Origin of the sequence: Gracilibacillus marinus (genome assembly GCF_042651725.1) — a bacterium.
Classification (GTDB): Bacteria; Bacillota; Bacilli; order Bacillales; family Amphibacillaceae; genus Gracilibacillus; species Gracilibacillus marinus.
Genome location: NZ_JBHSDV010000001.1, coordinates 1,291,626 through 1,305,843, shown reverse-complemented (window position 1 = coordinate 1,305,843; position 14,218 = coordinate 1,291,626). Strand labels below are relative to the sequence as shown.

Sequence of the window (14,218 nt, the reverse complement as noted above, 5' to 3'; positions counted from 1 at the left end):
CTTATCTCTATTTAGATTCCTTGGCGAAAAAACCGAACTTTATCTTTGATTTAGATAAAGTTCGGTTATCAAATACATACATGGAAACATCCAATTCTTTCAATTATTCTATAGAGAATATATATGAATAAATAGGTTGGTTCCCTTGATGTAACTCCACTTCCACTTCTGGATAGTTTTGCTCGATAAATTGTATAATTTCAGTTTCTTCGTCTTCTGTTGCTTCTTCTCCACTCAAAATAGTAATAATTTCATCATCTTCATCAATCATTTCTGAAAGTAAATCTTTTACCACTTGTAATCTTGACTGATTGGATGTTTTAATTTTTCCATCAGCTAACCCCATGAAATGACCATTTTGAATAGTAATACCATCGATTTGAGTATCTCTAACAGCATACGTAATTTGTCCAGATTTTACTGTAGTACTTGCTTCTAACATTTGTTTATGATTTTCTTCTAGACTAGCATCAGGTTCAAAAACTAGTAAAGATGCCATTCCTTGTGGAATCGTTTTTGTCGGTACTACTTTCACATTGACATCAGATAATTCAGCAGCTTGTTCTGCTGCCATCACTATATTCTTATTATTCGGTAAAATAATTACATGATCAGCATGTGCCTCTATAATAGCATTTGCTAAATCTTGCGTACTCGGATTCATTGTTTGTCCACCTTGAATCACAACAGATGCACCTAAACTCTTAAAAAGCTCTGTAATACCATCACCCATAGCTACAGTTACTATTCCGAATGGCTTTTTCTTCTTTTGACTATTTTGCTCTTTGTCCACAATTTTAGAATGCTGTTCACGCATGTTTTCCACTTTCAAATTAATAAAACTTCCAAATCTCTGACCTAAATTAAAAACATCTCCTGGATACTCTGCGTGGATGTGTACTTTTACAATTTCATCATCTGACACAACTAATAAGGAATCACCATGTGCACTTAATTCTTCTCTAAACTTCTCTTCATCATAAGGATGTTCTTTTAATTTTTCTTCTTCAAACCTAACCATGAATTCTGTACAATAACCAAATTCAATATCTTCTGTATTCATGAAATCTTGCGCTTGTTTATGATGTTCAGCATGTACAAGGTCTTCTAAATCCATTGTATCTTGTCCAGTATTTTGAGGTAATTCTTCCCCTTTTAACGCAGCTAGGAAGCCTTCATAAATTACAACTAACCCTTGTCCACCACTATCAACTACTCCAACTTCCTTTAATACTGGTAGTAAGTCAGGCGTTCTTTTCAATGATGCTTTAGAAGCTTGGACTACTTTTTCCATAAACACAATTAGATCTTCTTCACTTTTTGCAATTTCTTTTGCTTCTTTTGCAGTATCTTTTGCTACTGTAAGGATCGTACCTTCAACGGGTTTCATTACAGCCTTGTATGCGGTATTTACACCACTTTCTAAAGCTTGAACAAATCCAGCTATGTCTAAATATTCATTCCCTTCAATCCCTTTAGAAAAACCTCTAAAAAGCTGTGAAAGAATTACACCTGAATTACCACGTGCTCCCATTAATAAACCTTTGGCAAATGCATTAGCAACAACAGTTACTGATTCGTTGTTTAATTTCTTCACTTCATTTGCACCTGATGTAATGGATAAATTCATATTTGTTCCAGTATCACCATCAGGCACCGGAAACACATTCAATGCATCAATTTTATCAGCATTATTTGTTAAATGATGAGCCCCAGCAAGCACCATCTGAGCAAATGTAGCTCCATCAATTTTTGTTAGCGTCACTTCTGACTTCCTCCCTTTAATCTTGGCTTACACGCACACCCTGAATATATATATTAATTGATTTAATTTGTAAACCTAATGTTTTTTCAAGATTATATTTAACTTGCGATTGTACGTTATGTGCGACTTCTGATATTTTTGTTCCATAACTCACAATAATGTACATATCAATATGTAACTCTTCTTCTTGACGTACGACTATTCCTTTTGCAAAATTTTCTTTACGGAGAATTTCTGCAATACCATCTCGAAGCTGTTTTTTTGATGCCATTCCCACAATTCCGTAACATTCAATAGCAGCCCCACCTGCAACAGTTGCGATTACATCATTTGTAATTGTAATCATTCCATCATTTGTTTTTAGCTCAATTGACATATTGCTAACCTCCTATATGAAGATTGGACTTAATCTAAGTTTATAAGAAACATGTTATCCATTATAGAATGTATGAAAAAACTTTTCCTGTCAAGCATCATACCATAAATGAAGTATTTTTGAGAAGAAATTTAGCTATTACATATGTAGCATGAAACAGTTCAGAAAGGGAATTTTATTTACCGAATTATAGATACTTTACTGTTATACATACTCAAAAATCTACTTATAACTAATATCATATATGAATTTATTAATAATAAATTGCAAAGTAGTATATTTTATGATAAATTATATAAGTATGTAAACAGTTAGTGTAAGGTAGGAGGGATTTTTGATGAGTCGTAAATGTGTCGTTACTGGTCGTAAAACGACTGCAGGGAATAGTCGTTCTCACGCTATGAATGCAAACAAACGTAGTTGGAAAGCTAACGTACAAAAAGTTCGCATCATGGTTGATGGTAAACCTAAACGCGTGTATGTTTCAGCTCGTGCGTTAAAATCTGGAAAAGTAGAACGCGTATAATTTATGATATGTTTGTAGAAAAAGGCTCCAATCTTGGAGCCTTTTTTCTATTCTTTGAATGGATTCTTACTCATATTTAAGTCATTTTTATTTTGTGCCTTTGTTATAAATGATAAAAGTTATATAATCCGCAACATTCATTTTAACCCTTAAAACAACTAACGTTTATTACCTGAACCTAATAACGCCCGAATAAAACCACCTAAGAATTTCGGGAGTTTGATCGTGTAGAACCTCATTATATCCCTCCTCATCATATGAAAAAGCGACTTCTCAAACAAATGACTGTGGCGATAGTATTAGTTGTCTGTGTAATGGGATGTTTGCTAAATTTTCATTGATTGAAATATACTTACTCGACACTCTTTATCATTATTAATATGCCTTCAGTAAATGAAAAAGTACCAAACTTTCCAATAATTTTGTTTGAGATACATAATGTTGATCCCCACTCAATTGTTTGATTTATTAATGGATATTGGAACCCATCTAAAGTTAAACCTTTCACTTGATTTGAAAAAGGAATAAATGAGATATAATGATCACCCTTATCCACACGATAATCACCTTGCAAGTACATCGTTACTTCATTTTGTTCGTTTACAATTATTCCACTAATATTCATACATAGCAATCGATAAAGCAACTGAATATTTACCAATTCATGATCTAAACGCCCACCTGTTACACCAAAGAAATACAACTGTGATGGATTATTTTCAAGTGCTAGCTTTACCGCAAGATCAAGGTCTGTTTCATCTTTCTCTTTTGGAAATGTAAACATCTTTTTTGCTTTATGGGATATCTCTTCTCGTTCCGTTTCAGAAACAGAATCAAAATCTCCAACGGCATAGTCTAGCTCTATATTTGCTTCTAAGATAACAAATGCACCACGATCTGCACCAATCCACACATCGATTTGCCTATGATAGTTATGGAGTAAGTCTAATGAATGAATCGTTCCCCCTGCAACAATTGCAATGTTCATTGATTTAAATCCTTTCTAAACACTCTATATGTCTTCTTATCAAGCATTTCTGATTACATCTATTGCTTTTTTTCTATCTTTTTGATTAAAAACCGCACTACCTGCAACTAAAATGTCCACACCGCTTTCTTTGCACAATTTAGCTGTCACTTCATTAACTCCACCATCTACTTCTATTTCAAAATGCAAGTTGAACTCTGTTCGCCAAGTAACAGCTTGTTTTACTTTATCTAACACTTCAGGAATAAATTCCTGACCACCAAAACCCGGATTCACTGTCATGAATAAAACTAAGTCTACCTCATGTATAATTGGTTTAATCATTTCTACAGGAGTTGCAGGATTAATAACTACTCCTGCTTTTTTACCATTATCCTTAATTAGTTTTAGTGTTCTGTGTAAGTGTGGACACGTTTCATAATGAACTGTAATAATATCAGCTCCAGCTTCTGCAAATGCTTCAATATATTGATCCGGATTCTCAATCATTAAATGGACATCAAATATTGCATCAGTTGTTTTGCGAATCGCTGATACGATTAATGGACCAATTGTTATATTTGGAACAAAATGTCCATCCATCACATCAATATGAATATAGTCCGCTCCAGCCATCGCTACTTCTTGTACCTCTTCATTTAACTTTCCAAAATCAGCAGATAATATTGATGGTGCTATCTTTACTGTCATGTTAATACCTCGGCTTCCGTTGTTTAATTTCATCTACAAATTGTAAATAATTATCGTATCTTTCTGCAAGTATCTCGCCATTGTCCACTGCTTCTTTGACTGCACATTTTGGTTCTTTTATGTGCATACAACCTCTGAATTTACAATTCTTACTTAATTCAACAAATTCAGGATAGCATATTGGCAAATCTTCTAAGTCTAACTGTTGAAAGTCCAGGGCACTAAACCCTGGAGTATCTGCAATCCATCCATTGCGGTACGAGATTAATTCTACATGTCTTGTCGTGTGCTTACCACGACCTAAGCTTTCAGAGATTTCATTTGTTCCTAATTCTAATCCAGGTATTAAACTATTTAATAAGGAAGATTTTCCAACACCTGATTGGCCAGCAAAAACGGATACTTTGTTCGATAAATATGTAGCTAACTTAATATCCAAGTCCTCTTCTTTTGCTGATAAGAAATTGATGGAATATCCTATATTTTGATAATAGTTTAATTTATTCATCCAATTCACTAACTCATCCTCTGTGAGTAAATCTTTTTTCGTGAAAAACAATAATGGACGTATCTGTTTTGCTTCCACCATAACTAGAAATTTGTCTAATAAATTTAAACTTAAGACTGGCTCTATTAATGATGAAACAATAATTGTTTGATCTACATTCGCAATAGGTGGTCTCACAAGTTCATTTTTTCTATCTTCTATTACTTGAATGTATCCCTCTTCGTTACCACTAATTTCAAATTCCACAAAATCTCCTACAAGCGGTGTAACTTTGCGTTGCCTGAATACGCCACGACCTCTACACTGGTATAGATTACCGTCTGATTCTACATAATAAAAACCGCTTAATGCTTTCATTATTCTACCTTTAGGCATTTACTCACCCTTTACATCTTCATATTTGATTGTTTTCTCAATAAGTACTTGGTCATCTCTAATCACCTTATATGATGCTACATCATCTTTTGCAATCGTTAATTCTATTTCAAAAGTTGTATCTTCTGTAATTAAAGTTACTTCTTCATATAATTCTTGCATGCGATTATTTACATCTTCTACATAAATACTAACCGATTGAGGCTTTTCTTGTTCTTCCTCATCAGTTGGTTTATACGTATATGGTACTGTAAAAGATTCAGTATGTGTAACTTGAGCGGGTTCATCAGGTCCTTTGGATACAGTCAGTGTAATCATCTCACCATCTACCACTTCTGCATTTGCACTTGGTTTCTGCTCAATCACATGCCCTGCTTCGATTTCATCATGGTATACTTCATCAATTGTTAAAGACAAATTGTTATCATTTATATACTCTGTTGCTTCTTCTATCGATAGACCAATTAATCGATTTAAGCTAAATGTTTTTTCACCCATGCTAACTTCAAATATCACAGTTGTTTCATTTGGTACGACTTCTTCGTCAGGATTGGGTTGATGTTGTGAGACAATCATTCCAATTGGGTCCTCGCTAAATACATCATATTTAATTACTTGAAAGCCACTTTCTTCTAATAACTCTTTTGTTCTGTCAAAGTCTTTTCCAACATAGTCTTTCATCGTTACTTTTTTAGGACCTTCACTAACATATACCGTTATTTCTCTTCCTTCTTTAACGACTTGACCTTCAGACGGATTTGTTCTTGTGACATGATCTGCTTGAACTTCCTCACTTGTTTCTTTTTCTTTTGTGACTTCTAATCCAAGACTGATTAATTCGTCTTCTACCTCATCAATAGGTTTACCTACAAGTTCATTAGGGATAGTAACATCTTTCGGTTGAAATAATCCTGGAAGCAGAAACAGTGCTACTAGACTAGCACCTAGCAAAATCACAACAAGACTAATTATTGTAATCATTACTTTCTTCTTTTTCTTCGGTTTTTTACTTTTCTTCGTTTCTTTTGTAAGATTTTTTTCTTTTCCCGACTTGTTATTATTAATCACATGCTTCACTGTCTGCTCATCATCAATTATTTCTTCTTGTGCTTGATCCGCATTTGTAATAATAGGTATAGCCTTAGTCAATTCATCATCGTTTGGTGGAATCACATATTTTTCACTAAATAATTGACTTGGATCTAACGCTTGGTCTAATGCATGTTCCATATCCATCATATGTTGATACCTATGTAATGGATCTTTTGTTGTTGCGATAAGAATAATATTTTCCACAGATTGCGGTATATTAGGATTCCATTCTCGTACAGAAGGAATTTCTCTTTGTAAATGTTTAAGAGCAATCGACACAGGTGATTGTCCAGAAAAAGGCAATGTTCCTGTCAGCATTTCAAACATCACAATACCTAATGAGTAGATGTCTGATTTTTGATTCGCCTTTCCACCTCTTGCCTGTTCAGGTGATAAATAATGAATCGATCCTAACACTGAGTTCGTTTGAGTCAATGCTGTTGCACTTAATGCTGTTGCAATACCAAAATCTGTTACTTTGACGGTTCCGTATTGATCTATCAACATATTTTGAGGCTTTATATCTCGATGGATAATACCAAATTCATGCGCATGTCGAATCGCGGATGCTAATTGTTTCATGATATCAATGGTTTCTTCTACTTCCATTGGTGCATGCAACTGAATGTATTGCTTTAACGTCATTCCATCAATATATTCCATCACCATATAGTAGATTTGGTTTTCTTCACCGACATCATAGATGCTCACTACATTTGGATGGGACAGAGTTGTTGCAGATTGTGCTTCTCTATGAAAACGTGAAATAAATTCTTCATCATTTGCATATTCTAATCGTAAGACTTTGATTGCTACATCTCTTTTTAAGATAAGATCAGTTCCTAAATAGACATTAGCCATTCCGCCGCCGCCTATCATTTTTTTAATCTTATATCTTTCACTTAATATTTTTCCTTCTAACACGTGGTATCACCAGCACTCTCTAATTGATGGTCAATAACTGCAATAGTTATATTATCTTCACCACCACGCTCATTTGCGATATGAATTAATTCCTCAATCTTTTGCTGCGTACAATTTTTACTCAGTTTTTCATATAGTTCATTGTCTGTAATTTTATTTGTTAAACCATCTGTACACAATAAAAGTAGTTTCTTCTCGTTCCAATCACTTATATATATATCTGGTTCCACTTCTTCATCTGTTCCTAAAGCCTTTAATATCACATTTTTTTTAGGATGAAAAAGTGCATCCTCTTCACTTAAATGACCAGATCTAACCAATTCTCCAACTAACGAGTGATCTTTGGTTACTTGTGAAATCGAATGCTCATCTAATACATAAGCTCTACTATCACCAATATGTGCAACAATAAAATATTCTCTCGTACTAATTGCTGCGACTACAGTTGTACCCATCCCTTTTAAATGGACATTTTCTTTTACATAATTTAATATCGCTCGATTCGTTTGTTTTATTGCATCCATTAACCATATTTTCGTCTCATCTCTGTTGAGTAACTCTATCTCTTTTTCTTTCCATAACTGTTGCAATGAGTCTATGGTCAATTTACTAGCGACATCTCCTGCTTGATGCCCTCCCATACCATCTGCAACAATAGCAAATATGGATTCTGATGATTCAACGATCGTTGTCGCATCCTCATTCACCCGACGTACTTTACCAATATCGGACCGTTTATACCCTTTCACACCGCTCACCTCGAGACATTGGAATTATCTTGATACATGATTCTCGTAATAAAAAAGCCATCGCTATCTAAGTCTTGTGGAAAAATTTGAATACCAAATTGTGTTCTGCCTTTTGCAGACTTTAACACTTCTGGTAGTTCCTCAAAAAAACTAGAATCTATTTTATATTCAGGATTTTCATCTAAGAAAGACTGAATCATTTGTTCATTTTCTTCTTTATCCACAGTACATGTACTATAAACTAACTTTCCATCTTTTTTTAATAATGGTAGAACATGCGTCAAAATATCTTTTTGTATACGAGCTAATTGATGTATATCTTCTTCCTTTTTGTTGTACCTTATATCAGGTTTACTTCTTAACACACCTAAGCCTGAACATGGCGCATCCACTAGTATTCGATCAAATGTTTCTTTGCTATGTGTTTCTTGTAATTTTCTCGCATCTTTTTGACCAACTTGAATACATGTTAAATCGAGTTCTTTTGCTTTTTTAGCGACTAACTTTGCTTTTTTCTCATGTAAATCGTACGCATAAATTTCTCCATTATCTTGCATTTTTTCAGCAATATGTGTTGTTTTTCCTCCAGGCGCACTACAAGAATCTAAAATTGTCATACCTTGTTTGATATCCATTAGTTCTGCAACAAGCATGGAACTTTCGTCTTGTACTGTAAAGAAATGTTGTTGAAATGTCTCATGATTTAGAACATTTCCTTCTTCTATAATCATACCTTGATCACTTATTGGAGATGTTTTCGTATGAATGCCATCATTTTCCAATTGCTTCATTAATTCATCTCTTCTTATTTTTAATGGTTGAACTCGAATAGACATTTGCTTATGTGCCGTATTGGTTTCGCACATTTCTCTTGTAATTTCTTCGCCAAATTGTAAAAACCATCTTTTTACCAACCAATAAGGGTGACTTGTTTGAATACTTAATCGTTCAATCAGATCAGTAATGTTGTTTAAGTCAGGTAATCCATTTCTCTGTATTGTACGAAGAACACCATTCACTAAATTAGCTATCCCTTTATGGCCTCTATTTTTAGCAATTTCGACAGATTCATGGATAATTGCGTGATCAGGTATTTTCTCAAGATATTCCATTTGGTAAATGGATAAATAAAACAGCCATTTCACCCAATTTTTCATTTTCTCAGGTTTTTTCACAAAATAATTTGTATAATATTGCAATGTAAGCTTATGTTGCATTGTTCCATAAACTAATTCCGTCAATAATGCTTTGTCTCTTAGCTCTAATTGACTTTTTTTTAATTTTTGATCAATTACTAAATGACTAAACCCTCCACTTTCGCCGATTGTTAATAATATGTCTAATGCAATGTCTCGTAGTCTCTGATTTTCATTCTTCATTACCCTAGCTTCTCTCCTACTTGCATTTTACTACCAATACCTCTTACAAAATCGGCAACATGCATTTTCTTTTTACCTGCTGGTTGTAATTCCGTAATTTCTATTGCTTTTCCATCTCCTGTTGCTACTATTATAGCGTCTTCTGAAATCGATAGAACTTCACCAGGATCACCATTATCTGTATTGTTAGAAATACAAGCTTGCCAAATTTTCACTGTATGATTGTTCCACTTTGTATATGCAACCGGCCATGGACAAAGTCCTCGTATATGGTTAAATATGTCTCTTTGATTTCTACTCCAATCTATTACTTCTTGTTCTCTACTTATATTTGGTGCAAATGTTGCCTCTTGTTCATTTTGTTTGAATGGAGTTATATTACTAGTAAATAAAGATGGTAATGTCTGAATCAATAAATCTGCACCTATTTTTGATAATTTATTATGCAATGTTTCTACATTATCATTTTCTTCTATTACTACTTCTTTTTGGCTAATAATATCACCAGCATCTAATTTTTCTGCCATATACATAATTGTAATCCCAGTTTTTTCATGACCTTCTAATAAAGAATAATGGATAGGTGCTCCACCTCTAAGTTTTGGTAATAAAGAAGCATGGACATTAATACAACCATATTTAGGTATATCAAGTAAAGGTTTAGGTAGAAGTTGTCCAAATGCTGCTGTTACAATTAAATCTGGTTCAATCCTTTTAATTGGATCAAAGTCATTTTTAATTTTCTCTGGTTGAAAAACTGGGATGTTATGATTTTCTGCAATTACTTTTACTGGAGGTGGTGTTAGTATTCTCTTTCTTCCTTTTGGTCGATCTGGTTGTGTAACAACTAATTCAATATGATACTCTTCATTTCTTATTAAACTTTCTAATACAGGCACAGCAAAATCTGGTGTTCCCATAAATACGATTTTTTTCATTTAATTAACCCCACTTACATTAATTGATATGGTTCAAAATCAACCTGTATCATTAAATTATTTTTTTGTATGTCATCATGATAATATTGTAATATTTTTCGTATAATTTCTCTTTGATTAGGTTCATCTTTATATTTTATCATGCACTGATACCGATATCTATTATTTATTCGTACGATTGGTGAAGGTGTTGGTCCAAGGATTGTTGCATCACCAGATAAATGCTTTAATAATAAACGTGAAATCATTTTGGTTACTTCTTGCACTTTTAGTTCATCCTGATGAGATACATTAATTAATGTTAAATAATAATAAGGAGGGTAATGAAAAGATTTGCGCATCTGCATCTCATGTAAAAAATATTGTTCGTAGTTATATTGACTTGCAAGTTGAACAGCATAATGCTCTGTGGAATATGTTTGCATAATTACTTCACCAGGCAATTTATGTCTACCTGCACGTCCACTTACTTGTGTTAACAATTGAAAAGTTTTTTCAGATGCTCTGAAGTCAGGCAAATTTAACATTGAATCAACAGCCAATACACCAACTAATGTCACATCTTCAAAATCTAGCCCCTTTGCAATCATCTGTGTCCCCAATAAAATATTAGCTCTTTTTTCTTGAAATATAGTCAATAATTTCTCATGAGCACCTTTTCTACGAGTTGTGTCTACATCCATTCTAACAATTTTCGCTTCTGGTATGACTTCTAACAAGGATTCTTCTACTTTTTGTGTTCCTGTTCCAAAATATTGAATTTGTTTACTTTGACATTCTTTACATTCTTGAATCATAGGTATTTGATAATCACAATAATGGCACTTCAATTGATAAGAACTTTTATGATAAGTTAATGCGATATCACATGATGGACATTTGACAACATCTCCACATTCTCGGCACATCACAAAGGTAGAATGTCCCCTCCGATTAAGAAATAATACTACTTGCTCATTTCTCTCGATTCGATTCTTAATTGCTTGCACTAATTCTCTAGAGAACATTGTACGATTTCCGGCATGCAACTCTTCTCGCATATCTATAATTTTTACTGGTGGCATTTGTTGTTCGTTCATTCTACTTGTCATTTCTAGCAATGTATAGACACCTTTTTTTGCTCGGGCAAATGACTCTAACAATGGTGTTGCACTACCTAATACAACAGGACACTGATGATACTCCCCTCTATATTTGGCAATTTCTCTTGCATGATATCGAGGTTGTTCCTCTTGTTTGTAACTCGTCTCATGTTCTTCATCTATAATAATTATGCCTAATTTCTCAAAAGGTGCAAAAATAGCAGAGCGTGCCCCTACTACGACTTTCACTTCTTTTTTTTGTATTTTTGTCCATTCATCAAATCTTTCACCTGGTGACAATCCACTATGTAATACAGCTACATCGTCACCAAATCTCCCCTTAAAACGTTTCACCATCTGCGGTGTAAGTGCAATCTCTGGTACTAACACAATCGCTTCTTTCCCGAGTTTAATCACTTTTTCTATCGATTGTAAATAAACTTCTGTTTTCCCACTTCCTGTTACACCATGTAGCAAAAATGTCTCATTATAATTGTTATCAATCGATTTCCATATAGGTTCAATTGCTTTTCTTTGTTGCTCACTTAACTGTAACGCAGTAGTACTTTGAAAATTAGTGTTAGCAAAAGGATCACGATACACTTTTTTTAGAGTTTTCTTTAACAAGCCTTTCTCTATTAATAATTGTATTGTATGAGGTGTTGTTTTACATTTTTCAATAAGCTTTTTTTGTTCTATTTCAGTAGGATTGGAAATGAAATACTGTAATACTTCTTGTTGTTTTTTTGCATTTTTAGGTAAATCAATGAAAGCTTCTTCTAATAAATGCTGTTCTTTTGCCATATCGATAAATAGAGCTTTTTTGGATGTTTCTTTAGATTCTACAATATAATTAATTTGAATGTATCCTTCTTTTAATGCATGCAATAATTCCGCATAATTTCCTTTGTTCTCTTCAAACTCCTCAAATGTAATGAAATCTCGCCCTGCAAACATTTGCTTAAGAGATGCCGTTAATTCGATATCTGTTAATTTTTCGATTTCTTTTTTGTACTTAGCTTTTAATACTCTTGGGAGCATCGCTTGATACGCTTGAATATACAAACTAACTGTTTGGTCAGCCATCCACTTACCTAATTGCAATAATTCTTTCGTTAGAACAGGGGTTATATCCATAATTGCTTCAATTTCTTTAAGTCTTTTCACATCTGATGTCGGCACTATTTCTATAACAAATCCCATGATTTTTCGAGGACCAAATGGAATGGTGACTCTCATTCCAACTTTTAATAATGCTTCATATTTTTCAGGGATTTTATAATCAAATGTATGGTTAATTTGACTTGAAGGTACATCGACAACGACTTTTGCAACTGACATACTAATCCATCCTTAATTCTTCGCTAATACTTGTCAATAATTGATAAGCAACATCTGTTTTCCTTTGTCTATCTAATTTTATTTGTTTTCCTGATTTTGTTAAAATAATAACTTCATTATAATCAGATTGAAAGCCTATCTCTTTATTACTAATATCATTGATTACAATTGCATCAAGATTTTTGTTCACCAGTTTATTTTTTCCGTACTCTAGAACATGATCTGTCTCTGCAGCAAAACCAACTAAGTATTGGTTTAATTTATGCTCCCCTAAATATTTCAAGATGTCTTTTGTTCGTTCAAACTCAATAACTAAATTTTGATCATTTTTTTTGAGTTTGTTATTAAATGTTTCTTTCGGGCGATAATCTGCTACTGCAGCTGATTTTATAATAATATCCATATCATTATATAATTTAGTTATTTGTTCAAACATTTCGTCTGCTGACTTCACTTGATAGACATGAACACTCGTAGGTGGTGTGATAGAAGTCGGTCCAGAGACTAAATGAACCTCTGCTCCCATCTCCATTGCTACTTGTGCAATAGCATATCCCATTTTTCCTGATGATCTATTCGTAAAGTAACGCACTGGATCAATTGTTTCTTGTGTAGGTCCTGCAGATATTAGAACTTTCTTACCTTTTAATGGTAAAATCTTCGGTTCAAAATGCTTTTCAATTGCTTTGACAATATTTATCGGTTCTTCTAAACGACCTTTTCCAACATACCCACATGCTAAATATCCTTCACTTGGCTCTATAAATTTATAACCAAATGATGCTAATTTGCTCAGATTTTCCTGCACTGCTTTATTTTGATACATATTGACATTCATTGCTGGTGCAACCAATACTTCTCGTTGTGTTGCTGTCAAAATCGTTGTTAATAAATCATCACACAGGCCATTTGCAATTCTACCGATTAAATGCGCTGTTGCTGGTGCAAGGATAATAAGGTCTGCCCAATCAGCCAAATCAATATGACTAATCTTCTCAGGGTCTTTTTCATCAAAGGTATCTGTATAAACATCATTTCTAGAGATAGCTTGAAATGCTAATGGTGTTACAAATTTCGTTGCACCATTTGTCATGACTACTTTTACATCGGCACCTTTTTGTGTTAATTTACTTGTTAAATCAATTGCTTTATAAACAGCAATTCCTCCAGAAACACCTAAAAGTATTTTTTTCCCGTGTAACAAATCCATCATCCTTTCATGTATAGAAGAAACCCTCGCAAGCAACTGCACTGCGAGGGAACGTTCTTAATCTTCTAATCCTTCTGAACCTGGCTCAATTGATAACTTTTCCTCAAGGATTTCTTCAAGCGCTACTCCAACAAATGTAGCAGCTTTAGGATTTTCAATTTGATGTACTTTTGTATCTTGAATTTGTCTAGCTCTTCTTGCAGCTAATGTAACTAATGTATATTTTGAATTAATTTTTGATTGTAATTTGTCAATTGATGGTTCTAATATCATAA

Annotated in this window: 14 protein-coding genes; 1 reads left to right on the top strand and 13 read right to left on the bottom strand. The window is 33.5% G+C overall.

The features are described 5' to 3' along the window. Window positions 1-103: 103 nt before the first annotated feature. Together ACFOZ1_RS05995 and ACFOZ1_RS05990 are read right to left on the bottom strand one after the other, a co-directional pair. Window positions 104-1,765: a DAK2 domain-containing protein gene (locus tag ACFOZ1_RS05995; RefSeq protein WP_390197090.1), complete on the bottom strand. Its 1,662-nt coding sequence runs from the start codon at window positions 1,763-1,765 to the stop codon at window positions 104-106. 16 nt (window positions 1,766-1,781) lie between these two features. Beyond that, a complete protein-coding gene (locus ACFOZ1_RS05990) occupies window positions 1,782-2,141 on the bottom strand; it encodes an Asp23/Gls24 family envelope stress response protein (protein ID WP_390197087.1) in 360 nt (119 codons plus the stop codon). Window positions 2,142-2,478: 337 nt separating this feature from the next. Here ACFOZ1_RS05990 and rpmB point away from each other — a divergent pair, with 337 nt between their 5' ends. Beyond that, window positions 2,479-2,667 (top strand): 50S ribosomal protein L28, encoded by a 189-nt coding sequence (rpmB, locus tag ACFOZ1_RS05985; RefSeq protein ID WP_390197085.1) that lies wholly within the window; start codon window positions 2,479-2,481, stop codon window positions 2,665-2,667. 158 nt (window positions 2,668-2,825) lie between these two features. Here the strand turns inward: rpmB and spoVM are convergent, their stop codons facing one another. From spoVM to rpoZ, 11 genes are all read right to left on the bottom strand, one after another. Then, window positions 2,826-2,906, bottom strand: coding sequence for a stage V sporulation protein SpoVM (gene spoVM, locus ACFOZ1_RS05980; RefSeq protein ID WP_390198077.1), 81 nt, complete (start codon window positions 2,904-2,906; stop codon window positions 2,826-2,828). A gap of 113 nt (window positions 2,907-3,019) precedes the next feature. Beyond that, entirely contained in the window at window positions 3,020-3,655 is a 636-nt protein-coding gene (locus tag ACFOZ1_RS05975) for a thiamine diphosphokinase (protein WP_390197082.1), read from the bottom strand. A 39-nt stretch (window positions 3,656-3,694) separates the two neighbouring features. Beyond that, window positions 3,695-4,345: a ribulose-phosphate 3-epimerase gene (gene rpe, locus ACFOZ1_RS05970; RefSeq protein WP_390197080.1), complete on the bottom strand. Its 651-nt coding sequence runs from the start codon at window positions 4,343-4,345 to the stop codon at window positions 3,695-3,697. A 1-nt stretch (window position 4,346) separates the two neighbouring features. Beyond that, window positions 4,347-5,228: a ribosome small subunit-dependent GTPase A gene (gene rsgA, locus ACFOZ1_RS05965; RefSeq protein ID WP_390197078.1), complete on the bottom strand. Its 882-nt coding sequence runs from the start codon at window positions 5,226-5,228 to the stop codon at window positions 4,347-4,349. Next, a complete protein-coding gene (gene pknB, locus ACFOZ1_RS05960; protein ID WP_390197075.1) occupies window positions 5,229-7,244 on the bottom strand; it encodes a Stk1 family PASTA domain-containing Ser/Thr kinase in 2,016 nt (671 codons plus the stop codon). It lies immediately after the preceding gene. Beyond that, window positions 7,238-7,993, bottom strand: a complete 756-nt coding sequence (locus tag ACFOZ1_RS05955; RefSeq protein WP_390197072.1) for a Stp1/IreP family PP2C-type Ser/Thr phosphatase — start codon at window positions 7,991-7,993, stop codon at window positions 7,238-7,240. The genes pknB and ACFOZ1_RS05955 overlap by 7 nt, the downstream gene beginning before the upstream one ends. 5 nt (window positions 7,994-7,998) lie before the next feature. Then, entirely contained in the window at window positions 7,999-9,372 is a 1,374-nt protein-coding gene (rsmB, locus tag ACFOZ1_RS05950) for a 16S rRNA (cytosine(967)-C(5))-methyltransferase RsmB (RefSeq protein ID WP_390197070.1), read from the bottom strand. Continuing rightward, window positions 9,372-10,310 (bottom strand): methionyl-tRNA formyltransferase, encoded by a 939-nt coding sequence (gene fmt, locus ACFOZ1_RS05945; RefSeq protein WP_390197068.1) that lies wholly within the window; start codon window positions 10,308-10,310, stop codon window positions 9,372-9,374. The genes rsmB and fmt overlap by 1 nt, the downstream gene beginning before the upstream one ends. Window positions 10,311-10,324: 14 nt before the next feature. Then, window positions 10,325-12,733 (bottom strand): primosomal protein N', encoded by a 2,409-nt coding sequence (gene priA / locus ACFOZ1_RS05940; protein WP_390197065.1) that lies wholly within the window; start codon window positions 12,731-12,733, stop codon window positions 10,325-10,327. A 1-nt stretch (window position 12,734) separates the two neighbouring features. Continuing rightward, entirely contained in the window at window positions 12,735-13,943 is a 1,209-nt protein-coding gene (gene coaBC / locus ACFOZ1_RS05935; protein ID WP_465253837.1) for a bifunctional phosphopantothenoylcysteine decarboxylase/phosphopantothenate--cysteine ligase CoaBC, read from the bottom strand. 57 nt (window positions 13,944-14,000) lie between these two features. Then, complete coding sequence (gene rpoZ, locus ACFOZ1_RS05930; RefSeq protein WP_390197059.1) at window positions 14,001-14,216, bottom strand: DNA-directed RNA polymerase subunit omega; 216 nt, start codon at window positions 14,214-14,216, stop codon at window positions 14,001-14,003. Between the last annotated feature and the right edge of the window lie 2 nt (window positions 14,217-14,218).